The 25,196-nt window shown below is 40.7% G+C and carries 21 protein-coding genes and 1 riboswitch; of the genes, 7 read left to right on the forward strand and 14 right to left on the reverse strand.

Going from position 1 to position 25,196, the window contains the following annotated elements; all coding sequences use genetic code 11:
- Positions 1 to 145 precede the first annotated feature (145 nt).
- Positions 146 to 1,408 carry a PDDEXK-like family protein gene (locus BVH04_RS21745; RefSeq protein WP_086543569.1) on the reverse strand — a complete coding sequence of 421 codons (1,263 nt, stop codon included), beginning with the start codon at positions 1,406 to 1,408 and terminating at the stop codon, positions 146 to 148.
- 115 nt (positions 1,409 to 1,523) lie between these two features.
- Positions 1,524 to 2,369 carry a fumarylacetoacetate hydrolase family protein gene (locus BVH04_RS21750; RefSeq protein WP_086543570.1) on the reverse strand — a complete coding sequence of 282 codons (846 nt, stop codon included), beginning with the start codon at positions 2,367 to 2,369 and terminating at the stop codon, positions 1,524 to 1,526.
- Between the two features lie 160 nt (positions 2,370 to 2,529).
- A riboswitch (TPP riboswitch) is annotated at positions 2,530 to 2,626 on the forward strand.
- Positions 2,627 to 2,763: 137 nt separating this feature from the next.
- On the opposite strand from BVH04_RS21750, the gene BVH04_RS21755 reads away from it, so the two are divergent.
- Positions 2,764 to 5,154, forward strand: coding sequence for a TonB-dependent receptor (locus BVH04_RS21755; RefSeq protein ID WP_086543571.1), 2,391 nt, complete (start codon positions 2,764 to 2,766; stop codon positions 5,152 to 5,154).
- 597 nt (positions 5,155 to 5,751) lie between these two features.
- On the opposite strand, the gene BVH04_RS21760 is transcribed toward BVH04_RS21755, so the two are convergent.
- From BVH04_RS21760 to BVH04_RS21795, 8 genes are all read right to left on the reverse strand, one after another.
- A complete protein-coding gene (locus BVH04_RS21760) occupies positions 5,752 to 6,285 on the reverse strand; it encodes a hypothetical protein (protein ID WP_116116546.1) in 534 nt (177 codons plus the stop codon).
- A complete protein-coding gene (locus tag BVH04_RS21765; protein WP_086543573.1) occupies positions 6,282 to 6,914 on the reverse strand; it encodes a YceI family protein in 633 nt (210 codons plus the stop codon). Before BVH04_RS21765 ends, BVH04_RS21760 begins: the two co-directional genes overlap by 4 nt.
- A complete protein-coding gene (locus tag BVH04_RS21770; RefSeq protein ID WP_086543600.1) occupies positions 6,907 to 7,524 on the reverse strand; it encodes a dioxygenase family protein in 618 nt (205 codons plus the stop codon). The genes BVH04_RS21765 and BVH04_RS21770 overlap by 8 nt, the downstream gene beginning before the upstream one ends.
- A 78-nt stretch (positions 7,525 to 7,602) precedes the next feature.
- A complete protein-coding gene (locus tag BVH04_RS21775) occupies positions 7,603 to 8,424 on the reverse strand; it encodes a LytR/AlgR family response regulator transcription factor (protein ID WP_086543574.1) in 822 nt (273 codons plus the stop codon).
- A 4-nt stretch (positions 8,425 to 8,428) separates the two neighbouring features.
- A complete protein-coding gene (locus tag BVH04_RS21780; RefSeq protein WP_086543575.1) occupies positions 8,429 to 9,496 on the reverse strand; it encodes a Fic family protein in 1,068 nt (355 codons plus the stop codon).
- A 210-nt stretch (positions 9,497 to 9,706) separates the two neighbouring features.
- On the reverse strand, positions 9,707 to 10,126 hold the full coding sequence (locus tag BVH04_RS21785; RefSeq protein ID WP_086543601.1) for a 3-hydroxyacyl-ACP dehydratase FabZ family protein: 420 nt from the start codon (positions 10,124 to 10,126) through the stop codon (positions 9,707 to 9,709).
- A 154-nt stretch (positions 10,127 to 10,280) separates the two neighbouring features.
- Complete coding sequence (locus tag BVH04_RS21790; RefSeq protein ID WP_116116544.1) at positions 10,281 to 11,399, reverse strand: amidohydrolase family protein; 1,119 nt, start codon at positions 11,397 to 11,399, stop codon at positions 10,281 to 10,283.
- A gap of 113 nt (positions 11,400 to 11,512) precedes the next feature.
- Positions 11,513 to 14,068: a M14 family zinc carboxypeptidase gene (locus BVH04_RS21795; protein WP_086543576.1), complete on the reverse strand. Its 2,556-nt coding sequence runs from the start codon at positions 14,066 to 14,068 to the stop codon at positions 11,513 to 11,515.
- A gap of 94 nt (positions 14,069 to 14,162) precedes the next feature.
- On the opposite strand from BVH04_RS21795, the gene BVH04_RS26730 reads away from it, so the two are divergent.
- The 3 genes from BVH04_RS26730 to BVH04_RS21810 are packed head-to-tail and all read left to right on the forward strand — an operon-like array spanning position 14,163 to position 14,838.
- On the forward strand, positions 14,163 to 14,429 hold the full coding sequence (locus BVH04_RS26730) for a PLDc N-terminal domain-containing protein (RefSeq protein ID WP_086543577.1): 267 nt from the start codon (positions 14,163 to 14,165) through the stop codon (positions 14,427 to 14,429).
- Complete coding sequence (locus BVH04_RS21805; RefSeq protein WP_240511020.1) at positions 14,430 to 14,663, forward strand: PLDc N-terminal domain-containing protein; 234 nt, start codon at positions 14,430 to 14,432, stop codon at positions 14,661 to 14,663.
- Position 14,664: 1 nt separating this feature from the next.
- Entirely contained in the window at positions 14,665 to 14,838 is a 174-nt protein-coding gene (locus tag BVH04_RS21810) for a PLDc N-terminal domain-containing protein (RefSeq protein ID WP_086543578.1), read from the forward strand.
- A gap of 791 nt (positions 14,839 to 15,629) precedes the next feature.
- On the opposite strand, the gene BVH04_RS21820 is transcribed toward BVH04_RS21810, so the two are convergent.
- The gene (locus BVH04_RS21820; protein ID WP_086543580.1) at positions 15,630 to 16,523 is read right to left on the reverse strand and encodes a TIGR01777 family oxidoreductase; all 894 of its coding nucleotides are present in this window, start codon (positions 16,521 to 16,523) and stop codon (positions 15,630 to 15,632) included.
- A gap of 223 nt (positions 16,524 to 16,746) precedes the next feature.
- Between BVH04_RS21820 and BVH04_RS21825 the strand changes: the two genes are divergently transcribed.
- The 3 genes from BVH04_RS21825 (at position 16,747) to BVH04_RS21835 (ending at position 20,819) form a co-directional block, all read left to right on the forward strand.
- A complete protein-coding gene (locus BVH04_RS21825) occupies positions 16,747 to 18,012 on the forward strand; it encodes a voltage-gated chloride channel family protein (RefSeq protein ID WP_086543581.1) in 1,266 nt (421 codons plus the stop codon).
- 27 nt (positions 18,013 to 18,039) lie between these two features.
- Positions 18,040 to 19,854 (forward strand): TrkH family potassium uptake protein, encoded by a 1,815-nt coding sequence (locus BVH04_RS21830; RefSeq protein WP_086543582.1) that lies wholly within the window; start codon positions 18,040 to 18,042, stop codon positions 19,852 to 19,854.
- 275 nt (positions 19,855 to 20,129) lie between these two features.
- Positions 20,130 to 20,819, forward strand: coding sequence for a potassium channel family protein (locus tag BVH04_RS21835; protein ID WP_086543583.1), 690 nt, complete (start codon positions 20,130 to 20,132; stop codon positions 20,817 to 20,819).
- On the opposite strand, the gene BVH04_RS21840 is transcribed toward BVH04_RS21835, so the two are convergent.
- From BVH04_RS21840 to BVH04_RS21850, 3 genes are read right to left on the reverse strand one after another with little or no spacing between them, the layout of a single operon-like run.
- Positions 20,816 to 21,628 carry an ion transporter gene (locus tag BVH04_RS21840; RefSeq protein ID WP_086543584.1) on the reverse strand — a complete coding sequence of 271 codons (813 nt, stop codon included), beginning with the start codon at positions 21,626 to 21,628 and terminating at the stop codon, positions 20,816 to 20,818. The genes BVH04_RS21835 and BVH04_RS21840 overlap by 4 nt on opposite strands.
- A gap of 37 nt (positions 21,629 to 21,665) precedes the next feature.
- Positions 21,666 to 24,128: a bifunctional UDP-N-acetylmuramoyl-tripeptide:D-alanyl-D-alanine ligase/alanine racemase gene (locus BVH04_RS21845; protein WP_086543585.1), complete on the reverse strand. Its 2,463-nt coding sequence runs from the start codon at positions 24,126 to 24,128 to the stop codon at positions 21,666 to 21,668.
- Positions 24,112 to 25,194 (reverse strand): lysylphosphatidylglycerol synthase transmembrane domain-containing protein, encoded by a 1,083-nt coding sequence (locus tag BVH04_RS21850; RefSeq protein ID WP_086543586.1) that lies wholly within the window; start codon positions 25,192 to 25,194, stop codon positions 24,112 to 24,114. Before BVH04_RS21850 ends, BVH04_RS21845 begins: the two co-directional genes overlap by 17 nt.
- Positions 25,195 to 25,196: the final 2 nt, after the last annotated feature.

Genomic DNA, 25,196 nt, shown 5'->3' on the forward strand with positions numbered 1-25,196 from the left:
TTTTGGCGCTTGGCGAAGAAGCGGATTTCGAAGCACTAAACTGTCTGCCAGCACTGAACTTGATACAGAGCACAAAGCTTCATTTAAGCACTGAACCCGCTTTTTTGCCAAACGCCTGTTATGGGCTGGGCTTCTTTGTCCGGTACTAATTTGTTTCGTATTCAAGTCCAGGGAATTTGTCCGTAAACTTATTTATGAGTTTGTGAATATTTCCAATTCCCCAATTTCTTGCAACATAAAATTCTTCTCCGTTGAAAATTAATTCAGGTGCGTCATTAGTTTTGTACTTTCTGTATTTAATTTCCGTTTCGGTAAAGTCTTCTTTCTTTTTTAGTAGAAGAAAACTACAACTTTTATCTTCTTTAAGATAATTGATAATGTTCTGGTCAATCAAGCCTTTCGCATTTAACAAGTTTATTGTTTGAAGTCCAATGTCAGATTTTTTAAAGTTTCTTTTAAATGCTGAACCATCATATTTGATGTTATATGTGCTTCGGTCTTTGTCAGAAGATAAACTGTCAAGTGCTTCTCTGATGCTGTCTCTTGTGTCTTTTTCTTGTTCTGGGTCAGAACTTATTGCATAAAGTGATGCTAAAATTAATTTTTGGTTTTTCTCCCAAAAACTTGACAGTAGTTTTCTTTCTTCGTTTCCAAGTGCCATAATTAATTCTTGTTTATGTCCGTCCGCTTCTTCGTCTATTGAAGGCTGGCTTAAAGATTTTAAATATTCAGTTAGTATATTTTGTGTTCGTGTCGAAATGTTTTGATTTAAAGCAGGTTCAATCAAATAATCGACAATTGATTGATAGTTAATTTGAATAAACGCTTTACAGTTGCATTCTGGCTCGGTCAATTCTATGAGTTCAAGTGTTGAAATTGGTGTTAAGTAAACATATATTACAATGTTGTCGTCATTTTCTGTTGGGTTAAAAAAATTGAAGTAGCTGTTCGTTTGGTCATTGTTCTCTCTGCTTTCAACTTTATTTTCAATTACTAACTTGATGTTTTTTGTTTTTCCTGCAATTAAAAGTGTCAATTCAATGTAAATGTCAAGCCTACCAACATTTTTAATTGCGTATTCAGACTTAATGAATAGTCTTTCAATTAAGTAATCTTCTGTAACAAATGAATTAAAAAGGTCGCTGTGTTTAGTTTTTAACTTGTCATTACTGAATTTTAAAATAATGTCTAAAAACTTTTTGATTGGAAATTCACCCAAATTATGACTTTCCAAATTTCCGAGTAACCAAGCAAGGAAACCGCTGTGACTTATTTCTCGTCTGCTTACTCCCAAAATTTCTGAGAATGATTTTGAATAATAAAAATTTTCCAACTTTTGAAAGTCAGGGTCATTTTTGAATTTTATTATTTCATCTCTGATTTGGTCTATAGTAAAATTGTCTGTCATTGTCGATGTTGTTGCGGTCTGTTAGCCTTGCCCATAACGGTTGTGCTTCCGCAACAACCTTCGTAAGGCATCCATATAGGTAGGCATTGCGAATGTGGTTGCGGGTATATTTGAATTATATTTTTCCCACCCCATTCTCCAACATCCCGATCTCGTCAATACTGATCCTCACCTTATCTCCCACGGCCAATGTAAAATCATCCGGCACGATACCCGTTCCTGTCATCATAAAACACCCAATCGGGAAGGTATTCGCTCGAAAAAGCCAAGCTGCCAATTCCTGTGGCTTGCGCTTCAACTGTGTCAAAGCAGTCTCACCGGTAAAAGCCAACACGTCATCTCTATAGATTTCCAATTTGATATTGGCAGTTTCTTCGATGGCTTTTTCTGTGATAAAAAGACAAGGCCCAATCGCTGCGCAACCTGCATAAACCTTAGCTTGAGGTAAATAAAGTGGGTTTTCTCCTTCAATACTTCTGCTACTCATGTCATTTCCGCAGGTATATCCCTGGATTTTTCCAGATGGTGAAATCACCAAAGTCAATTCCGGCTCAGGCACATCCCAAGTAGAATCCTTACGGATATTTACGGCCGCTCCAGGAGCAGAAACTCGACTGGCAGTCGCTTTGAAAAATAACTCTGGTCGATCAGCATTGTACACTTTATCGTAGAAATCCGCTCCGCCGGCATCCTGAGATTCTTCCATTCTGGCAGTTCTGCTGCGGTAGTAAGTCACTCCGGCCGCCCAGATTTCCTGATTTCCCATTGGAGCCAAAATTCCTTTTGCAAGTAATTCATCCGCTTCTTTAGAAGAAACCATTTTCCAAGATTTGGATTCAGAGCTTAGATGATCTTTTAGATTTTCTTGCGCCAGCAATACATCCCAATCTAATACTGGTCCTAAAAATGATTGATTCTCATGATTCAAAAGTGTGCCTGATGGCAGTTTGTAGATTTTCATAGGTTAATGGGGTTTGATTGGAAATTTATGAAAAAGATTTGAGAGAAGGGTAAAAGAATTGATCTGAAAGACTTCCAGCAAACCGACTAATTGAGATTTAACCAGATTAATTTTCTAATCCGCAAATTTGCTAAGCAACTTTTCCCCATTACCTTTGCTCATAGATCATAGGGGGTGCCTTAACAAAACGGGCTGAGATCATACCCATACGACCTGATCCGGGTAATGCCGGCGAAGGGAAATGAACAAGCGTAGCAACAAACAATATCAAACAACCGAAGCGGTACCCTTCTGGATTTTCGATTTTGTCATTGCCACAGGGTAAACAATAACGGGGAGCTTCCCTAGAGCTTTCTCATGTTTCACTCAATCTCCCACAAGGGAATTATTACACATGAAAAAAGTATTATTTAGCTTGGCTTTTTGCCTTGCCGCCATTTCAAGCTGGGCTCAGCAAAGCCTTAGTGGAAAAGTACTGGATGCAAAATCCGGAGAACCATTATTCGGTGCTTCCGTCTGGACAGAAAAACAAGGTCGAGGGGCAGTAACCGATGAAAATGGAAATTTTACTATCTCCAAACTGCAGACAGGAGAAATCCAGCTTCGCGTTTCTTTTGTAGGCTTTGAAACTCTTCAGCAAAGTCTGACACTTCCCAAATCGGAAGAATTGACGGTTAGGTTGAATCCCACTGAATTGCTAACTGAAGAATTCATCGTGTCTGCCACACGAGCTTCGGCGACTACTCCAACTACTTTCCAAACAATCGATAAAGCGGAGCTTTCAAAACGAAACTTGGGTCAGGATATCCCAATTCTCTTAAATTTCACGCCTTCGGTAGTCACTAACTCAGACGCCGGAGCAGGGATTGGCTATACCAGCATGAGTATTCGGGGATCGGATCAGAGCAGAATCAATGTTACAGTCAATGGTATTCCGATGAATGATGCCGAATCACATGGCGTTTTTTATGTCAATATGCCTGATTTTGCATCATCAGTGGATAATCTCCAAATCCAACGCGGAGTAGGCACCTCCACTAATGGAGCAGCAACATTTGGAGCAAGCTTAAATTTCCAAACTGACACACGTCAGGACGAACCTTATGCTGAAATATCCAATTCCGCCGGTTCTTTCAACACTTGGAGACATACAGTAAAGGCAGGAACAGGCTTGCTCAATAATCGATTTGCAGTAGATGCACGCCTTTCCAAAATCACTTCAGATGGTTATGTGGATCGGGCATTTTCGGATCTCAAATCCTTCTTTGTTTCGGGAGGCTATTATGGAGAAAATCACGTGGTAAAACTGAATGTTTTCTCTGGAAAAGAACAAACCTATCAAGCATGGTATGGGCTTCCAGAATCCAAATTGGAGGATGATCGGACTTTCAACTATTATACCTACGACAATGAAACTGATAATTACCAACAAGATCATTATCAGTTGATCTACACCGGAAAAATAGGTTCTAACTGGAAAACGAATGCTGCACTTCATTACACCTACGGTCGTGGATATTATGAGCAATTCCGAGCAGATGATGATTTTGCAAGTTATGGACTTCCTGATGTAGAAATTGGCGGTGAAATGATTTCAAGCACCGATATCATCCGAAGAAGGTGGCTAGACAATGACTTCTTTGGCGGGATTGCATCCATCAATTACATTTCTGACGATGGAAAATGGGATGTAATCTTGGGTGGTGGTGCCAACAGATACGACGGTGATCACTTTGGCGAAATCACGTGGGCAAGAATCGCCGGAGAAACCAATATCCGTGATCGTTATTACGACAACAATGCGGTAAAAGACGATCGCAATATCTATCTAAAAGCTACTCATGAAATTATCTCCGGCTTATATCTTTTTGGTGATTTGCAGGTTCGGAGTATCGACTACTCCTTCTTCGGAGTCAATGACGACAGAAGAATCGTTGATGGTCAGGAAAGCTACACCTTCTTCAATCCGAAATTTGGGTTAAGCTATGAAAGAAGTAACGGCCAAGTTTGGTATGCAAGCTATGCTGTTGCAAACCGTGAACCGAAACGATCGGATTTTACTGATAATCCAATCACAGAAATCCCAAGACCGGAGCGCTTGAATGATATTGAGGCTGGTGTGAGGGCTCAAAAAGGCAAATTCAATTATAATGCAAATTTCTACTTCATGGACTACAAAGATCAATTGATCTTGACTGGCCAAATCAATGATGTAGGAGCTTATATACGCGAAAACGTAGCCAATTCTTACCGTGCAGGTATTGAGCTCTCCGGGGCTTACCAAGTTTCCAAAATGCTGACAGTAGGAGGAAACTTGACATTGAGCCAAAACAAGATCAAGGAATTCACCGAATACATCGATGATTATAGCACCGAGGAGTTCCAGCAGGAAGCGCTGACTTATGAAAATGCAGACATTGCTTTTTCTCCCAATACGATCGCGTCTGCCATCGTAGAATTTAAACCAGTGGATAATCTATCTCTGAATTGGATGTCAAAATATGTAGGAAAGCAATTCTTGGATAATACTAGCAACGATGCAAGATACTTGGATTCTTTTTTCACCAATGATATCCGAATAAGCTATCAAGTTCAGCCGAGGTTCTTCAAAAGTTTAGAGCTAAATCTATTGGTTAATAACATCTTCAATGAGCTGTATGAGCCAAACGGCTATACTTTCAGCTATTTCGTACCTGGAGAAAGACAAAAGGAATTGGTGACTGAGAATTACTTCTATCCAATGGCCGGGACCAACTTTTTGCTGGGGTTAAATTTGAAGTTTTAAGCAGAAAAGCACTGATTTCCCCTAAGTAGATTCGGGAAAATCAGTGCTCTCTTGTTACCGTCATTGCGATGTCGAGGTAGGAGACAGAAGCAATCTGTTTCTGAACTTATGATTTCAATTTATATCCATTCATAATGCTTGGTTTTGAAAGCTAATTTCGAAAACTACTCCCCACACCTATATTGAAGCTATTATAGTGATCATTTACGGATCCTACAAAGCGCTTAAAGTAACTCAGTCAATATGGTGAGAATGTACGAAAAAGAAAGGTAATGAATCTCCACATCCGATAATCCGGACAATTGAACTATGAAAACGATTGAGATTCAACAGATAATGAGAAAATATTTGAAGCCTTTAAAAAACTTGCGTAGGCATTCAAAGTTGATTTCTTAGAAAAGGATTTAGCTACAAGCGATACTAATCTTTCTCTAAGCAATGACCCTTATTTCGATAATCCAAAAAATCTTGCTGAAATTGAAGCCGGAATAATTGATGTGAAAGAAGGTAGGGTAGTGAAATTATATCGAATGGAGCGGAAAAAGTTATTCCACCTTTAATCTGCGAAATTTTCCCAATAAGTAAGCTGCAATTTTTTCAAATCTCCAACCTCTCCTTTATTTCCTCCAAAGCAGCTATTGCATCTTTCTCTTTACTGAAATCAAGCGCTAAAAATTTGGTGCCATTTGCAAGTAATACACATTTATAGATCGTGACTTCCCTCGAGAGTGTGGGACTAATCCCATTCGGAGTATTTGTACTTCGAAAACTATGAAGAATCAATTCCGCATGCTCGATCTTCGGTAACTCTTCCCATTGGCCAAATTTGAACCAGAGGACACTTTTATATTCCTTGAATCTATTACTGCGAAAATCAATACGTATTCCTGAATAGATAGAAATCAAAAGCATTCCAAACAAAAATGCCCCACCTCCAACTAGACCTATTTTCTGAGAATCTGTGCTCACGTCAATAAAAATTGGAACAAGCAAAACAATCAGCCCTGCAGAGATGAGGCATATTCCAAGTAGCCTAGCACCATTAATTCCAGAGTTTTGATTTTTGTGATTGAATTGATCCAATTGAGTTTGACTTATTTTAAACCTCAATAAAATAAAACAATCGCTCATTTACATACTATTTCTACCTTAAGCTCTATTTCTCGATCGACCAAGGTGCGGTCCACCCAACTTCCCTTGTAGGCAATATCCCATTCAAAGCGATCAATTTGAAGGTTGGCTATGAAATGATTCCTTCCTACATTTTCCACCCCAAAAGAAACCTTATTTGAAATTCCTTTGATAGTAAGCGAGCCTGTGACGAGCAATTTATTGCCTTGAGATTTCTGAACTTTGCGAATATTGAGATGAGAAAGAGGGTACTTATCCACATCAAAAAAGTCTGAGCTTTTAAGGTGATTGGTAAGATTCCTGATAGGTATGGGGTCACTGGCCGGGATATCAGTCACGGTAATGCTTTTCATATCTACTGTAATTTCTCCACCAATCAGTTCATCATTCTGATAGAGAAGAAACCCTTTTTGAATTGCAATCTCCCCTTCGTGCTTTCCCATTCCCATCATTTTCGTCCCTTTCCATAAAATCTTGGACTTGATAAGATCAATTTCTACCGTATCGCTTTTGCATGCGAAAGTTGAATGAAAAGTGTCCGCAATATCAATTCGAGAATCATGGCTAACTTTCTCTTCATTTAAGACAAAAGTCAGTACAACCAGAAAGTAAGCTATCCCTTTACTCATAATCAGGAATATTCAAGCCCAAAATAAGGTCACGGTGAATTGTCATCATTCCATTCTCAAGAACAGGATTCATTATCCCTGAGCCGCTTCGATTGTCCGAATTCCTTTTCTTTTCCTTTGTCAAAAGTGGGTCATCTGCGAACACATATTCATCTAGGTAATACGCAGTTTTTCCGGGCTCTTTTACCGTGATATGAATATGCTCAGGCTCATCCCTACTTGGATATGCACCTGGCCGGAAGGTGTAAAAAGTATAGCTTCCGGCAGCATCCGTCTTCACCCAACCTCGAATAAACCCGTGTCGCTTTGCCCAGCCCGTTTCATCTCCTTTGGTTTGGTAAACGCCTTTCCGGTTGGTATGATAAATATAGATAATCACATCAGCCGCGGGTGTTTCTCCATCTTTTTGAAATACACTGCCAGTGATTTTTAGCTTGGACTCGTTTTCCAAAAAGAGCGGAAGCGTATCAATCGAGCTCAATTTCTTGTCTCCCGACTCAAAGATTGCTTCGCAGCCTTCGCAAGGGCCACCGACAATTATATCAGCGGGAGTTTGCGCCTGGCAAGAAATGGAAAGCAAAAAGAGTAGTACTAATATGTAGTTGTCCATCTTCAGATTTTTTTCCAAAAGGTTGATAAAAGTTATTTTGGTAAAAAATCGACTACGCTAAGCTGAGGGAAAAGTAGGTCAAGACGATTGCAATGCAGAAAATCTATGCTTGAAGTTATCCACATAATTTCTACTCAATCGGAGTACCTGTTGATTGGAAAGCTGGATATCATAGTCCCCATTTAGGCGAGATTTATATGAAATAACTTTGGTGAGATTTACGATAGTGGACTTATGAATTCTCACAAACTTCTCAGGATCCAGCTGATCCAAAACCGATTTGAGTGTGGCTGTATGAAGGTGTTTTCTGTCTAAAGAATGAATGGCGATGTAAGGAGCTTCCGCTGCTATATAGAAAATGTCCGAAGTTTTGATCGCAGTTTTTATCCTTGACGAACCTACAATCAGCTGGTCTATGTATTTTGAATTAGATTTCTCCTCTTTGATTGGCTTCTTTTTTCGTATCAACACCAAAGCAATCACCGAATAGATCAACAAGTATTTGTACAAATCCTCTGAGACCGTGTATCTCAAATTCCTGAGGAAAGTAAAGGTATGCTCATAGAAAAGTGCAGAAACCAAATGCACCAACCCCGCAAAAAGCAGCATGTGAAAAATGGAAGCGAGCAAAACAAAAAGTAGTCTCTTCACCAACAAAACAGGAATCTTGGCAAGTGCCAAAACCTTACTAAAAACACGATTCAGGATGAGAGCCACTGGCAAAATCAGGATCCAGAACGTATTGAAAAGGAAGGACTCTGATGCGTAAAACGAGTAATCATTATACCGTGAATGGAGGTAATCCTGAAAAATCGTCACCAGCAATATCAGAACCAAGACGACGAGATATTTCAGCGTCGCTTTGATTCTGGTTTTCTTTTGCTGGATTTCTTTGCTCATGGATCTAAGGTCTAACTGTCAGCAGCGCAAATAACTTCTCGTTCACATAGTAATTTCCCGTACCCAATTTCTCCTTTCGAAGTACGCCATCCTCCGCAAGTTTATTGAGGTAATTGGCAGCGGTGATTCTTGATACGCCCAGATCTCGCACGATAAACTCAATCTTAGTATAGGGATGCTTGAAGAGATTATTCAGCAGCCCCTGAGAGTAAAACTTGTAATTGTCACGTAGTTGAATCTTCATTTCTGCCATCAGAACTTTCAGGTTTTCGATCAAAATAATTGTCTCACGAGCAGTATTTTCCACTCCCGATATCATATAAGATAACCAATTTTCCCAATCCCCATTTTCTCGGACTCCTTGAAGTAACCTGTAATAATCCGCTTTGTTTCGAATGATATGGCTACTGAGATACAGAATTGGAATCTTCTGCAATCCACCCAAAATCAGATACAAAATATTGATAATCCTTCCTGTCCGTCCATTTCCATCATAGAACGGGTGGATACTCTCAAACTGAAAGTGAATGATAGCCATCTTCACCAGCGGATCATAATCGCTTAGTTCTGGTCGATTGATAAACTGCTCCAGATTTGACATCAGCGCAAGGATCTCATCGGCATCTTGCGGAGGTAGGTAGACAGTCTCTCCAGTCTGAGCATTTTTCAGCGCCGTGCCGGGAAGCTTTCTAAAACCCGCATTATTTCCCACCAAAATTTCTTGAATCTCCAATATGATCTGATTGGTCAGCAATCCTTTCTTCTCCACCAACTCAAATCCATGCTTCATCGCCGCCACATAATTCTGAACTTCTTTGATCGCAGGAGTCATGGATTCAAATTCCAAGTCAGACTTGAATAGCTCATCATGTGTGGTGATAATATTCTCCACGGCAGAACTGTCCTTGGCTTCTTGGATCGCCAAGGTATTCAGCAAAATCTCGTGATTGGGAATGGAATAAATCAAGCCTTTCAGCTCCGCCAAAGCTGCATGAGCAGCTGGAAGTTGCTTGAGGATGGACTTGGATTCCAAGTCATCTTCGTAAGGCAAAGGAGTCAGTAGCCAAGTCATATGTAAAGATTTTTCGATTTTCTTTACAAAGGTAGATCCTTATGTAAAGAAAGCAAGGGTTTTCTATACATATCATTAGACATATGTAAAGATTATTCGATTTTCTTTACATATACAAAGGGATATGTAAAACAACTTTATATATAGGTATGGAAAAATATGTGCGAATGTAGGGACGAATAATGATTCGCACCGCCAGTCTGCGAAAATTTAGTTATTTAATTTAGCGCAGATCCAAGAAGCCTCTGCCACAAGTTCATCCATCACATAAGCAACACCTTCTTGTTTAATCAAACGTTCACTCACACGTATGTTTTTTACAACGTATTTGATTTCCGTTTCATACGTTACTCCTTTAAAGAATTTAACTTTATCCATGCTCACAAGCCCAAAAAAGCCATCTGCAAGTCCAAGCATTTTAATTCCTGCACCTCCACACTGAGCCATTGATTCAATTAAAATCATTCCCGGAATAAATCCTGAATCTGGAAAACTCCCCAAAAGCATTGCATCATTGCTCTTGCTAAATGTCTTAATCCCAATAATTTCTTCAGCAGAAGCACTGACAATTTCATCTACAAAAAGGAAAGGGAAACGATGAGGAATTAAGGATTCAATAGTAGTATTCATGATGAGACTATAATTTTCATAGGAAAACATAATATATCAATTTCACAGGAAAGACACTTTAGAGCGATGCGAATAAAATTCTGAATACCAGCTAACAAGGTTGCTAACTTTTCTGGGCGAAAGATTTTTCGCCCCTTCTACCAATCCAACCATATCAATCCGGAAACAACGTCTTATCCATTCCTGGTACAATCCGCAACGCATTTTTGTAATACAATTTTTTCAAAACCTCATCGGAAAGCCCCAAACCATACATTGACCAGAAGGCATGGTACTTTTTGTAATAAGGAAAATACTCGTCCTCAGTCTCTAGCACCCGGAAGTAAGTGTAAAACTCCTCTTTATTGTAAGCATCCTTTCCGAAAAGAACGCGATCCTGATACTTTTCAAAAAATTCCTTGGCACGTCTCGGCTGGCGACCAAACTCAGCAATCACAGCACCAATCCCAAAATTCACGTTTGGATACTTCTCCAAATGCGCACTTGCCGCATCCAGGTCATTGGCCATCCAGCCCATGTGAGCATTGATAAATGTCGTTTCCGGGTGCTTCGCAAAAATATCGTGTTGCTCAGCCATAATCTGCTCGAAAGGCGCTGGATTATCAGCTCCTCGCTTACGATTTGGATTGATTTTCAATTCTAACCAGCGCTCATTGTTTTCATCGACGGGCTGCCAAAACTGGGCAGGATCGGCAGAGTGAATGATCACAGGTATTCCCAATTCACCTGCTTTTGCCCAGACAGCATCCAAATCCGGATGATTTACCGGAACTCTTTTACCAGTTACATCTGTCACATTCAGACCAAGACTTTTATAGATCTTCAAGCCACTTGCGCCTGCGGCCACATCTTCCTCCAATTCCTTCACTGCTATCCTAGACCAATTTTCATCCCCAAATCCGGCAAAATTGAGATTGGTGAAAACCATAAATCTCCCGGGAGCATGGGTATTGAATTCTTTGATCATCCCTTTGATATATTCCTGCTGGGTATTACTATCTCCGCGACCAAAGCCTCTCCCGCTTAGATTCACCATCACTCCCATGTTGATCTCATCCATTTCGGAGATCAACTGATCGATTTTCTTCTCGTCCACTCCGCCCTGATGGCTGTGAATATCTACAAAAGGAAATTTTGCCCGCTTTACTGGATGCTCAGGTACTTTCAAGGTGGAAGGTGGATTGTATTCCTCAAAACTCATGTCTTGGGCTAGGGAGGCATTTCCAAACAATAGAAGTAACGATACAAACAAAAATTTTGTAGAACTATTCATAGACTAGCTTTTAGAGTTGATTAGGCTTGCTTACGCAAAATATTATAGAACAGTTAAGTATATTGAAAATAGAAAATCCCGAGTCTTCGCTCGGGATTTTCAAATATGAGTATTTATTTAGTCGTGCCACTTTGGATCACCTGTCCAAAGAAGATGGCATTCATGTAGAGTTTATTGGTACCAAACCAGAATGCCCGGAAGTTCATATTATCAGCGAAGGCAACGATACGCCCGCTTCCAACTCCAGAAATTTGAATCACAGATCCGTTCTCAATACCCGGAAGATTTGAAGGATGAATATATCCTGATGCCAACGGCTTATCTGTGTAAACCAATGGATTTGCATACGGATTTTCTGATGGCTCTAAGAATAGGTTGTCATTTCTGAAGGTGTGGATATCTGAATTGATATAACCATAGCCGATTGGGTGAGTGAGGTCAAGTGTCGCATTGAAAATTGCTCCACCTGTTACTTTCGCCCCTCTTTCGTTTTCATAATCTGAGTAGCTTTTTTGAAGAGCAGAATCTGGTTCAGCTCCATCACGAAACTTCAAATCCCCCACTTCATTCTCAGAAAGGAATTGAAGTGCTCCGCCTTTTGCAAGCAATGTTCCTCCACCCGAAATCCAGGATTTAAGTGTAGCAGCTCCAGGTTTTCCCAAACTACTGTATCTACCATCTGGCATTAGAATAACATTGTATCTGTCCAGCGTGCTGCCTCCGATTCTATCCATTGGCAGCAGAGTGATAGGCATTTCGTAGCGCTGATCCAGCAAGTGCCAGATTTCACCTGCTTCGTAGCTGTCCACGCCACCCTCTACCAGCAAGGCAATTTCCGGCTTGTCCAGCGGCAACATATTTGGAGAACCAATATTCAGCCCTTCAGTATATCCAGTGGTCAACCCGTAGATATCTACCGTGGATTCCAGGGCTATTTCAGAAAGTTTGTTGAAAAATGCCTGATCATCCAATCCGCTATCTCCTTTGTCAATGAGCAAAGTACCTCGCCCATATTCTTTACCTTCTGCTGTGGAGAATTCTCCTGTAGCGACTCTAACCTGAAAATCTGCTTCCATCAACTTATATGCAGCCTTCGGTGAATAATAATCCGTCCACTCCATCGCGTACTGATAAGCTCCCACATCACCAATCACTTTTCCTGGAGTCAAAGCCAAAGAACTTTTTGAGATTTCATTCACACTTGCAAGGTTCAAAATCTGACTATTCAGCGCCATATAGTCCAAATTGAAAGCCATAGGATAGGTCCAAGCGGAAATATCATAAAACAAGCTGTCCTTAAATGTATTTCTTGTCTCGAACATCGCCTTGATCAATCTATACTGAGGCTGATCCGCTGGAACTATGTAGGAATTCTCGCGCTGAAATTCTTTCCCATTTACAGTAATATCATCATTCAGACTGAACACTTTGATGTCATGCTGCAAGATCAAATCTGCTAAATGATAGCTTCTCGCATCGTCATCCTTACTTCCAAAAATGTAGGCTTTATTCACATCCGCATCCACTTCCTTTTGAATGTCGTTGTAGAAATCCTTCATGAATTGATTCAACTCCTGACGCATTTCCTTAGCCGCCTGAAAGGAGGAAAGGTTTGCCGTGAATTGATTTCTGATGGTAAAAGGAAAACTCAACATACCATTTACACTTTCTTGCAAGTGACCTCTTGAGCTTGCCTGCTCAAACAAAATCCCGATAGATCCCTGCACATCCGGATAGGTTGAGCCTTTTCCATAATAATAGTCATCGTAACTCTCCTCACTATAATACATCGAGCCAATCTGATCCAACGCTTTTGCATGGTAGGTTCCGATTTTCTTCGTCAACTCAAAGTTTTTCACCGGCGTAAGTGGGTGCATTCTTGCCGGTACTCCTGGCTGGAAAAAGAACGTACTGTTTGTTCCCATCTCATGAAAATCCAAATGGATATTCGGTAGCCATTCTTGGAAAACACGAACTCTATTTCTAGACTCTGGATGCTGAACCGGTAGCCAATCACGATTCAGGTCAAACCAATAATGATTAGTTCTGCCTCGTGGCCAAGCTTCGTTAAACTCCGCATTGTTAGGATCCCCGTTCATATTATACGACTTGTGCGTATTTACCCAAGACGCGAAGCGATTCAAGCCATCGGGATTAATAGCTGGATCCAGTAGCAAAATCATGTTGTCCAAGTCTCCGGCGATTTCCTTGGCGGCAGCAAAATGATACGCTGCCAAAAGAGAAGCATTGGCACCACTGGGCTCATTGCCATGAACAGAATAGCCCATAAACATCACTACCGGCATTTTCTCAATATCTACTGAAGCTCCCGAATCTCTAAGTTTTTTCCGATCCGCTTTGATCTGCTCAATCTTCGCAAAATTAGCCGGAGAAGTGATGGTCAGCAAAACCTGCGGTCTTTTCTCGTAAGTTCTCCCTGTTTCTTCGAAAGTCACACGATCCGAAGCCTCTGCCACAGCCTTCATGTACATCACAAGTTGATCATGACTTACATGCCATTCTCCCACTTCATAGCCCAACACTTCCTTTGGTGTCGGGATGGATTCATCGTAAGTATATCCCTTGGGTAGGTAATAGCTTAAGTCAACCTGAGCGTAAGTACACAGCGCAAAAAAGGACAAAAGCAGAGAAAGAAGACTTTTTTTCATAGAGAGAGGGTGTTTAACTTTTTGCTAAATTGGTACATTGATTCCTTAAAAAAAGCTATTTTGGTTCAATGGTTAAAATAATTGAAGAATACACATGGATTTATTAGCTCCCGGAGAAGGCCTACTTACTTGGCAAATTTCATTCCTTTTATGTCTCGTTTACCTAGGTTTCTGGGCTTATGCGCTTTTCGATGCTTTACGCTCAGAATTTAGAGCGCCTCATAGCAAGTTTTTATGCGTACTAGCCATTCTCTTGGCACCAGTTATCGGCACATTTCTTTATTTGGCTATGGCGAGAAGTAGCAGAAAAAACAGACGTAATTTTAATCCCGAATTTTCAAAAAATATAACTTCTAACTAAATGACCCTTTCTTTTATTCAAAATATGGGCGGTGGCTTCATAATTATCTTCCTTCTTTTTGGTATTCTATATGCCATATTGTGGATTTACTGTCTAGTGGACATCATTCGCTCTGAATTCAAAGACCCCAACATGAAAATAATCTGGATTGTAATTCTCCTTTTTGCGCAGGGAATCGGTCCGATAGTCTATTTAGTTTTGGGAAAAGGTACGAAAACCACTTACTCTTCTTGATATGTTTGGATTAGGAGCTATTGGATTAATAATCTACGTATTTACTATTTTCGATGTGGTGAGCGGTAAGTTTACCAACCCAAACGACAAATTGATCTGGGTTGTGATTGTGGTTTTGGTTCCATTAGTAGGGGCTATTCTTTGGTTTTTGATCGGTAGGGGGAAGAGGATTTGAGATAAACATTTATGATTACCCGCGATGATGCCAGTAGCCATAATTTCTTTGCTTTACTTGATGGAAGACAGAAGACGAATGACCGAATGACCTTGCCTTTTTCTGGTGCAAGTGAGGATATACATATCTGATAATTTGTATGTACGCTTTTTCTGCCAGTAAGCGAATTCTCTTTGGTTAACGGATTGAAAGACCGATGACCGGAGTAAAGCAGAATTCAATATGCCTATGGATTTTCGATCATAAATTTTCTACTGGCAAGATTCCGTATAATCATATCTGATAAAATTGAGAAAGCACTATCCAAAGCTAAAAGCCAGAAAAACTTTAATGTTCACAAATATTGTGGAAGCCTAACACTAAAGAAAGACCCATAAGTCATTCAGAAGTTGATGAGAAATGAATGGGGATAGTTCAACATCACTCTTTACTAGCTATCATGTGATCACACTCTAGCTAATTTTTTGAACAATAGAACAGTGTTTGTTTCTTTTGTTACTCAGTTAGAATTATTGGGATATAATGGCTTAGATTCTGAGGGAAAGCTGATTATTGGAAAATTCTACTATTGTTGATATCAATTCAGAGATAAAGAAGATTGTGGTTGAATTTCGAAAAGCATACAAAATCCAGGTGCCTGAAGCAAAAATTGCAGCGACAGCTTTTTACCTAAACATGTCTTTGTTGACTGGTTATACACCTCTTTCGAAGCTCAAGAAATTAAATATTCTCCTTTACCTAAAATAAAAATTTATATAGGCTTACCCTGCACTAGGCATAAGCTCGATTGCTCATCCCTTTCCATAAATCTCCTTCAATGCCCCAGTAAGTTCAGGACATTCAAAATCAAACCCAGCTTTTTGGATCTTTTGTGATGAAACCCGATTGCCTCCCAAAACCATTCCGGCCATTTCCCCAAGGGCTAGTTTCAGCGCAAAGCCTGGCACTCCAATTCCCACATAAGGTTTTCCCTTAGCTTTGGCAGCAGCCTGAGTAAGTTCCTGGTTGGTCGCAGGATTTGGACCGACTGCATTGAATACTCCTTGAAGCGTAGTCTTTTCCAAAGCGAACACAAACATCCTCGCCAGATCCTCAATAGCAATCCAACTCATCCACTGATCTCCACTTCCTAAAGGAGCAGTAATCGGTGGCTTCATCATCTCGCCAAGTGCTCCACCATTTGCATCAAGCACGATACCTATTCTCAGCATCACCGTGCGCAGCTGAAGTTCTTCCATTTTCTTCATTTCATTTTCCCAAGCAACGACCACCTGAGCCAAAAAATCCGAGCCAGCTTCCTGTGTCTCATCCATCAGGGAAGTGCCCGTATTGAACCCATAATACCCCACGGCTGACGCAGATATAAAAGCACTTGGTTTCAAGGTTGCTTTTTCCACAGCATCATGGAGCAATCGTGTGCTTTGAATTCTGGAATCCAAAATAAGTTTTTTACGCTCATCTGTCCATCGCTTGTCTGCAACTCCAGCGCCTGCCAGGTGTATGATAGCATCTGCCCAGTCCACTGCAGCTGGATCTATGGTCTGCTTTTCCACATCCCATATAAATGATCTTTGCTTTTGCTTGGATCGGCTGAGCCAAGCCACTGAATATCCCTTCAGTTCCAGCAACTGGGTAATTTTGTGGCCAATAAGACCAGAACCTCCGGAAATAAGAATATTTTTCATATGATTATAATAACTTTTTAAAGGCCATATGGAATCTCGCCAGAATTAATCATTCCTCTCTACGATTTTTACTCATGCTCGATTTCATAATTGGGTGATTTGTATTTAGATAACCCCAAAACTTCCAAATAAGTTAAACTTCTCAGATTGATTTAGGATTATGAATGCTTCTTTAAATTCAATATCTATTCCTAATTTGGGCTAACTATTTGAAAATACTAGTTTGAACAGCGCTTCTTTTTTTCGGTATATTCTACTCTGGATCATTTTAGGTCTCTTGGTTGGCTTACTTTCTGGCTCTGCATCCGCCATTTTTCTTGTGGTGTTGAATTGGGCTACGGATTATCGAGAATCTCATATTTGGATCATTACTTTGCTTCCCATAGCAGGCTTTGTGATCGGCTGGAGTTATTACCGTTATGGGGAAATTTCGGTGAAAGGAAATAATCTTTTACTCGATGAGCTTTATAAAACTGAAAAGCCAATTCCGCTCAGAATGACTCCGCTGGTTCTTTTTGGGACGATTTTGACTCATTTATTTGGCGGGTCGGCAGGTCGTGAGGGTACAGCCGTACAGATGGGGGGCTCGTTGGCGGATCAACTCACCAAGTATTTTAACCTTGATCCAGGAGACCGCAGAATCATTTTAATCGCTGGCGTTGCCGGTGGATTTGCTTCTGTATTTGGAACTCCGCTGGCAGGTGCAATTTTTGCCTTAGAATGGATGCTTCATCGGGAAATCCGCTGGAAATCGTTGTTTCCAGCCATTTGGACGGCCTTAGTTGCCGATTGGGTCTGTGCGACTCTATTTGGCGTGGGTCATACTCCTTATTTTATAGATCTCGTCCCTCCACATACTTTGGTCAACCTACTTTGGGTCATTCCAGCGGGAATAGCCTTTGGGTTTTCTGGGAGATTATTTGCCCAAAGCACTCACTTTTTTTCTCATCAATTTTCAAAGTACATTACTTATCCACCACTTCGCCCGGTCATAGGCGGGCTCCTGATCGCAGCATTTGTATATTTTTCGGACAGTACTACCTACATTGGTCTGGGCATTCCTCGGATCGTAGAAGCATTTGAGACCCCACTTCCTTGGTATGATTGGCTCGCAAAAACCGGCCTGACCAGCTTTACTTTAGGAGCTGGATTCAAAGGAGGGGAAGTCACTCCATTATTCTTCACAGGAGCTACCCTGGGCAACGCACTTGCTACCTGGATTCCACTTCCGCTTGCCTTGCTGGCAGGAATGGGTTTTGTAGGTGTTTTTTCTGGCGCGACCAATACGCCAATGGCATGTACAGTGATGGGTATGGAATTATTTGGCTATGAATCAGGCATCTTTTTGGGTATTGCATGCCTGATAGCGTATCTTTTCAGCGGAAAATCCAGCATCTATTCTTCCCAAAATCTGGATAAGAAATTCCATTTGTATCCTGGAGAAGGAATTTCCAACATTTTGCGAAATAAGTCCCAAAAGAAAGATTGATATCCCTTCAAAGTCTATTTCCAAAGCATGAGCCTCAAGCTGAAATTTTTCTCCAATCCTGATCGTAACATCATCTTCATAAAGAAGGTGATCAAGGTGCAGGAAAAAGTAGTTCAGATCAGCAGTATTTTCGCTTTTGGAATTTTACTTTTTCACCTGGGATATTCCATAGATCCTCAAGATCAAGTCACTACTTCTACACTCTTCAACATCTCGCTGACCCTTATAGGACTCGGTTACTTTGCTAAAGTACTATTGGTAGAAAAATCCATCTTTCCTGCGCGGGTGCTTCTTGAATTACTCCTTTCGATTATACTTATTCTCACGGCGCTAATCCGATGGAATGTACTCGGAGACGAAATGACGCAAGTGATTTTAGATTTCACTGCGCATTATCACCTTATAAATGGGTTGGTGATCATTCTTTTCTTTATAGAGCTCAGCAAGTTCAGCCTCACCATAAATGAGCTGAAACTCAGTCCTTCGCTTGTATTTATTCTTTCATTTATCCTGTTGATCTTAGTGGGCGCAGGACTTCTCAGCCTTCCTGAAGCTAGTACAGACAGCATAAGCTTCATAGATGCCATATTTACTTCGACTTCGGCAGTCTGCGTCACGGGACTGATTGTGCTGGATACTGCTAAGGATTTCACGTTTTTTGGTCAGGTAGTCATCATGATTTTGTTCCAGATAGGAGGGCTTGGAATCATGGTTTTCACGAGCTTTTTCGGATTCTTTTTTAAGGGCAGCTACTCTATAGAAAACAGACTGTTCATCCGTGATTATATCAATGAAAACAATGTAAATGAGATCTATAAGACCTTATTTAAGATTATCTCTTTTACGGTTTTAGTAGAAGGAATTTGTGCTTTTATGATCTATCATTTCACAGATTCAGCTCAGTTTACGGGTCAAGGTGATCACCTTTTCTTCTCGCTTTTTCATGCTATTTCAGCATTTTGCAATGCGGGTTTTTCTACACTGAGTAATGGCCTGTATGAAGAAGGTTTTCGAGAAGCGTACAATATGCATTTAGCTATTGCATTGGCAATAGTACTGGGAGGAATTGGCTTTCCAGTGGTTTTAGACTACTATTCATATCTAAAGCACGTGATCATAGGAAGCGTAAAAAGCCTCTTAGGAATAGAAAAATACCGGCATGCTCCGCGCGTTTCCAGCGTCAACACTAGATTGGTGATTTATACGACGGGAATCCTACTTGTCATAGGAATGATCGTATATACGATATCGGAGCAAAATTCCACCCTGAAGGGACTTAGTGTGTATGGGAAATTTGTTACGACAATTTTTGGGGCTGTGACTCCAAGGACAGCAGGATTCAATACCGTGGATATGCGGGAATTAGCTGTTCCCACGATATTAATCTACCTTTTTCTGATGTGGATAGGCGCATCTCCCGGATCTACTGGAGGTGGACTAAAGACCAGTACTTTCGCAGTTGCGATGCTCAATACTTTTAGTATTGCTTCCGGAAAAACCAGAGTGGAAGTTTTTAGAAGACAAATTAATAATGAGACTCTCAATAAGGCTTTTGCCGTGATATCCCTATCGGTATTGGTTATGGGAATAGGTGTATTATTATTGATGATATTAGATCCAGAGTTGGCCTTAATGGATGTTGCATTTGAAATATTCAGTGCCTTCTCCACGGTCGGGCTCTCGCTGGGAATCACCTCGCAATTAAGCACAGGTAGCAAATTAGTTTTAATGGCCATTATGCTTATTGGAAGAGTAGGTACACTAACTATTCTAGTTGCAATCGTGCGAAAAATAGGTGAGCAACGCTACAAATATCCAGAGGAAACCGTATTTATAACTTAAAAAAATAACACATGAAATGAGCATGAATGAAGTATTCACAGCGAGGATAAAAAAAAGCCATGCAAATCCCATGTAATCATTAATTATCAACTATTTGTATATCCGCTTTTCTGCCAGTAAAGAGACAAAAGCATCAATGAATTGGGTGAACTCAAGCAATCACGCTACTTCGGCCACTCGTCATCCCCGCCTTACATTAGGCAGGGGTCTTCGGTACATTAAAGCAAAGAAGATAAGGCCACTGGCATCATTGCGGATAATCATAAATATACCACATGAAATATATAATCGTAGGCATAGGCAACTTTGGAGGCTATCTGGCTAAGCGTCTAACTAATCTTGGTCATGAAGTGATCGGAATTGATTCCAGCGAAAGCAAAATAGAAGTGATCAAGGACAGCATCACACATTCAATCGTAATGGATGCAACAGATCAGGCTGCAGTGAAAAATCTACCTCTTAAAGATACCGATGTAGTCATCATTGCCATCGGTGAAGATATCGGAGCATCGATCATGAGTACAGCTATTTTCAAGCAGCTAAAAGCAAAGCGAATTATCGGCCGTGCTATCAATGACCTTCATGAGACAGTCATTCAGGCTATAGGAGTGGATGAAATAATCCATCCGGAGGAAGAAACTGCTGATAGACTTGCTAAAAGACTTGAGATGAAAGGAGTGCTGGATTCACTGGAAATTTCTGACGAATACAACATCGTGGAAGTCAAGGTGCCAAAACGCTATTTAAAAATGACTGTAGCAGAAGCTGACATTCGAAAAGAGTATAACCTTAATATACTGACTGTCATAAAACTAGAGCAAAAGAAGAATCTATTGGGTATCAATACTCCGCACAAAAATGTGATAGGTGTGGTCACTCCAGAATATAAGTTCGAAGCTGAGGACATCTTATTACTTTTCGGAAAGATCAAAAACATTCAGGAATTCCTACAGCTGGGAGATTAAAACAGCTTCTCTCCACAGTTTTTGCAGTAATTATCAGTCAAATGAACTGGGCTGAACCTACATTTAGGACAGCTATTTTCTCCCAAAGATTTTTCATCTTTTCTTTTCTGAGAAGCCATCTCGGAAGATACAATCCCAGTTGGAACTGCAATTATCGCATAACCAAGGAGCATAATAAGCGAAGAAACAAACTGTCCCAGCGGCGTCACTGGATAGATATCACCAAAACCTACCGTAGTCAAGGTTACTATAGCCCAATACATCCCTACAGGAATGCTCGTAAAACCATGCTCTGGGCCTTCGATGAGAAACATAAAGGTTCCCATAATTAAAACTATTGCAACTACGAATCCTATGAATAGCAGAATCTTATGAGAACTACCTCTTAGCGATTTGGTCAAATATTCTGCCTCCGCCACATAGCGACCAAGCTTCAAAATACGGATCACGCGCAAGAGACGTAAGGCTCTCACCACAGTCAATAATTGGGAATCAACTATAAAGAAACTTAGATAGGTAGGTAAAATTGCAAGCAAATCCACCATACCAAAAAAACTAAATATATATCCACTAGGCTTTCTGGATAGCCAAACCCTCAATAGATATTCTATTGTGAATAAAATGGTAAAGAGCCATTCTAGAATTAAAAAAGTCTCACCATACTGAGCTCTAAGACTAGCAACCGAATCTAAAATTGCAACGAAAATACTCCCGAAAATCATAAACAAGAGTATGATATCGAAGGTCTTAGAAGCCCAGTCATCAGACTCAAATACAATATGAGCAAGTCGTTTTTTGGAGAGTATCATGAGGGAATTTAGAAAAATTTAAAAGCTAAAACCAAAGCTAGTCGAGGTAATATACCCGCTTCACACGGGTACTGATATTTGTCAGCAACTCATAGGGAATCGTTCCAATTTGATCTGCCAGTTCTTTCAGAGAGATTTTCTCACCATATACGATGGCTTCATCTCCTGCCTTCACGTCCATCCCGCTCACATCCACCATGCACATATCCATGCAGACATTTCCGATGACGGCAGCCTTTTGACCCTGGATAAGTACATAGCCTTTTCCGTTGCTGAATCTACGGTCGTAGCCATCTGCATAACCTAGCGCTAGGGTTGCGATTGTACCACCAGCAGGCAAAACACCCTTTCGGGAATAACCGACAGTTTCGCCAGCTTCTAATTCTTTTACCTGCGAAATTGTAGTTTTCAGCGTGCTGATCGCCCGAAGTGCCAACTCATGCTTGCCAGTCACTTCAACTCCATACAACCCAATCCCCAGTCTTACCATGCTAAATTGAAATTCTGGGAAAGCAACTATTCCAGCAGAATTGAGCGCATGAATCAGCGGATGGTAAGAAAGAATATCGAGCACTTCATTTTTCATTCCCTCAAAACTCTTCAGTTGGCTCAAAGAAAATTCACGATGGATTTCCTCATCAGCCCCGACTAGGTGGGTATATATAGAAGCTATTTCCAATTGTGGATTTGACTGAATCAAGCCCTTCAATAGCTCTAACTGTTTTTTCTCAAACCCCAATCTGTGCATTCCAGTATCCATATCGAGATGAATTCTCATTTTTTTCTGATGAATAAGACACCAAGAAGCGAGACTCTCAAAAAACTCTGGACTAAAAACTACCGGCTCCAAATCAAACTCGCTGCAAAGTCCAAAGGATTCCTGCATGGCATTCAAAACCATTATTGGAAGCTTGATGCCTTGCTTCCGCAAAGCAATGCCTTCATCCGAAAAAGCAACTCCCAAGTAATCCGCGCCCATAGTCTGGATTTGGTTGGCGATCTCCACTGCACCTCCACCATAGGCAAATGCCTTCACCATCACCATTACTTTGGTTTTTGGTGAAAGCTGCTTTTTATAGAAATTATAATTGTGCGTGAGTGCATTGAGATTGATCTCTAAGGTGGTGCCATGGATTCGCTGTTGAAGGCGATTGACCACTTCCTCAAATTTGAAAACCCGAGCGCCAGTGATCAAAATCATATCATTTGCAAAAGTCTCAGGATCCAGACTAGCCAAAAGTTCTTCTGTAGAACTGAATCCTGTAAAAGTTTCTTGAAATTCCTTCTCCAAAAAGAAAATCTCCTTGCCCACACCATACAGATGATCGAATTGATATTTCCTAATCAGTTCAGCAACTTCCCTGTAAATTTTCTCTGGTGAACCTTGCTGAAGCAAATCCGACAAAATCAGAATTTTTCGTCTTTTAGGCCGCTGCTGTTGCATAAAGTCCATCGCAACCTTCAACCCGGCCAAGTCATTATTATAGGTGTCGTCGATCAGCAGCGAATCATTGATTCCCGGCTTCAGCGTCAATCGCATGTCTACGGATTTCAGATGCGCAATTCCTTCCTGAATCGACTCTGCATTTTGTCCCAACGTCATCGCAGCTACGATCACATGAGTTATATTTTCTAAGGAAGCCACATCGGTAAATGGCACCTGAAAAGTATGAGTGCTGAGATCCGCTTTCATTAAAATCAACCTCGCTCCATTTACTTTCACTTTTACCGATCTGGTAAATTCAGCTCCTGCCCGATCTGACCATCCTACTAGCTTTTCCTTAGAAAAAAGTTTTTCAATTTGGATAGAAACCTCTTTTTGATCAGTGCAGTAAATCAAGAAATTTGAAGCCGAAAAGAGAGATAGCTTCTCTTGGAGCTTAGATTCTAGATTATCAAATCCTTCCTGATGTGCAGTTCCCAGATTGGTAAAAATCCCCAAGTTCGGCTTGATCATTTCTTCCAAAGCGGCCATTTCACCAGCTCTGGAGATTCCCGCTTCCAGTATTGCTACTTGATGATATGGTTCTATTCCAAAGATCGAAAGCGGAACACCAACTTGGGAATTATAACTTTTTGGACTTTTGGCCACTGCATATTTTTGTCCCAAAATCTGCCCTAGCCATTCCTTTACAATTGTTTTCCCATTGCTTCCCGCGATGCTTACTACTGGATTTGAAAATAGCTCTCGCTGATATTTAGCCAACAGCTGAAGTGCCCACCGTGTATCTGAAACTTTAATAAAACAAACATCAGGAATGCCTAACGCATCAAAATCCAGATGAACCAAGAATGTCTTGACTCCCAATTCTGCCAGCTGAGGGATGAAATCAGCACCATCGGCTTTGGCTCCTCTCAGAGCCACAAAAAGCGTTTTTTCAGGATGAAGAATTTGTCTGGAGTCAATGGCAATTTGAGAAACCAGTAACTCATCCTTTCCACTCAGGAAACTTCCTTCAGTGATTTCAGCGATTTGTTTTTGACTAATTTCCTGAAACATCTTGCTCCGGATTTATTTTCTTTTTCTTAAAAAACACCTGCTTCACCCAGCGCGGAAGGAAAAATGCCCCCAAAATCAAATATGGATAGTAAGAAAGAAGTCTCCACAAAATGCTCGTAACGAAGGTATAATTTGTCAAGAATTCAGTAAAGAATTGACCAAAGAAAAACTCCGCTGTTCCGCTACTGCCAGGAGTCGGTGAGATCATCATCACAATCCACATGATGACCTGTCTAGCAAAAACGATCACATGATCATATGCTGACAATGGCACAAATGCGGAAATCAGTGCATTCAGCATCAGATATCTGGAACTCCAAATGAATATCGTCACTAGGGTGATTGGCAACCAATAATTCCATCTTTTGCCAGAAAGCTCTTTGGAAGCTTCAATGATCTGGTTACCATATTCCTGTGCGTCGTGCTTCCATTTACGCAGCCATTTGATCGAAAAAATCTTTATCAAAACCCACTTGAAGACTCTAGGTCTATAGAACAATGCCGCAGCCATCACTAAACTGTAAGTAGCATAAAGTGAGTAAGAAATCCAGAAAACAGCCTCGAGGCTACTTTGAAGTTGTATTTCCAGTAATTTACTATCTGGAAAAATATATCCTTGAGCGAAAAAGAGAATAATAGGCGCACCTATTACAAAGAATAAGTTATCCAAAATCGCGGTCACCATCACGTATGCAACTGCTCTTCCGAGTTTGATCCCTTCCTTGTTCAAGATAAAAATAGCAACTGCTGTCCCTCCCACCACGGATGGCGTCACTGCAGAAGCAAACTCCCAAAGGATGATGACATAAATGGAGCGCTTCCAAGTCAATTGCCTGTCAGTGATCTCCCTTATTCGATACACATAGCCCACATCTCTAAATAAGATCACAAAAATGGCAACGATAATCCAGGGAATGGATGCGTCAAAAACCCCGCTCAGAGAATCCTTATTGACCGATGGATCGAAGTAAAACATGCCGAATACAATGGCAAGACCAATGATTACCGGCACCCAAATTTTATTCGGATTGAGTGTCTGAAAAATCTTTTTGTTATCCAATTTCATAC

This window comes from Algoriphagus antarcticus, from assembly GCF_002150685.1.
Classification (GTDB): domain Bacteria; phylum Bacteroidota; class Bacteroidia; order Cytophagales; family Cyclobacteriaceae; genus Algoriphagus; species Algoriphagus antarcticus.

Excerpts from the sequence above, each read along its gene's own strand:
- BVH04_RS21745 (WP_086543569.1), bottom strand. The coding sequence starts at position 1,408 with ATGACAGACAATTTTACTATAGACCAAATCAGAGATGAAATAATAAAA.
- BVH04_RS21750 (WP_086543570.1), bottom strand. The coding sequence starts at position 2,369 with ATGAAAATCTACAAACTGCCATCAGGCACACTTTTGAATCATGAGAAT.
- BVH04_RS21835 (WP_086543583.1), top strand. The coding sequence starts at position 20,130 with ATGAAATATATAATCGTAGGCATAGGCAACTTTGGAGGCTATCTGGCT.
- BVH04_RS21760 (WP_116116546.1), bottom strand. The coding sequence starts at position 6,285 with ATGAGCGATTGTTTTATTTTATTGAGGTTTAAAATAAGTCAAACTCAA.
- BVH04_RS21755 (WP_086543571.1), top strand. The coding sequence starts at position 2,764 with ATGAAAAAAGTATTATTTAGCTTGGCTTTTTGCCTTGCCGCCATTTCA.
- BVH04_RS21810 (WP_086543578.1), top strand. The coding sequence starts at position 14,665 with ATGTTTGGATTAGGAGCTATTGGATTAATAATCTACGTATTTACTATT.
- BVH04_RS21820 (WP_086543580.1), bottom strand. The coding sequence starts at position 16,523 with ATGAAAAATATTCTTATTTCCGGAGGTTCTGGTCTTATTGGCCACAAA.
- BVH04_RS21845 (WP_086543585.1), bottom strand. The coding sequence starts at position 24,128 with ATGTTTCAGGAAATTAGTCAAAAACAAATCGCTGAAATCACTGAAGGA.
- BVH04_RS21830 (WP_086543582.1), top strand. The coding sequence starts at position 18,040 with ATGAGCCTCAAGCTGAAATTTTTCTCCAATCCTGATCGTAACATCATC.
- BVH04_RS21840 (WP_086543584.1), bottom strand. The coding sequence starts at position 21,628 with ATGATACTCTCCAAAAAACGACTTGCTCATATTGTATTTGAGTCTGAT.
- BVH04_RS21780 (WP_086543575.1), bottom strand. The coding sequence starts at position 9,496 with ATGACTTGGCTACTGACTCCTTTGCCTTACGAAGATGACTTGGAATCC.
- BVH04_RS21770 (WP_086543600.1), bottom strand. The coding sequence starts at position 7,524 with ATGGACAACTACATATTAGTACTACTCTTTTTGCTTTCCATTTCTTGC.
- BVH04_RS21765 (WP_086543573.1), bottom strand. The coding sequence starts at position 6,914 with ATGAGTAAAGGGATAGCTTACTTTCTGGTTGTACTGACTTTTGTCTTA.
- BVH04_RS21775 (WP_086543574.1), bottom strand. The coding sequence starts at position 8,424 with ATGAGCAAAGAAATCCAGCAAAAGAAAACCAGAATCAAAGCGACGCTG.
- BVH04_RS21790 (WP_116116544.1), bottom strand. The coding sequence starts at position 11,399 with ATGAATAGTTCTACAAAATTTTTGTTTGTATCGTTACTTCTATTGTTT.
- BVH04_RS21795 (WP_086543576.1), bottom strand. The coding sequence starts at position 14,068 with ATGAAAAAAAGTCTTCTTTCTCTGCTTTTGTCCTTTTTTGCGCTGTGT.
- BVH04_RS21785 (WP_086543601.1), bottom strand. The coding sequence starts at position 10,126 with ATGAATACTACTATTGAATCCTTAATTCCTCATCGTTTCCCTTTCCTT.
- BVH04_RS21850 (WP_086543586.1), bottom strand. The coding sequence starts at position 25,194 with ATGAAATTGGATAACAAAAAGATTTTTCAGACACTCAATCCGAATAAA.
- BVH04_RS26730 (WP_086543577.1), top strand. The coding sequence starts at position 14,163 with ATGGATTTATTAGCTCCCGGAGAAGGCCTACTTACTTGGCAAATTTCA.
- BVH04_RS21805 (WP_240511020.1), top strand. The coding sequence starts at position 14,430 with ATGACCCTTTCTTTTATTCAAAATATGGGCGGTGGCTTCATAATTATC.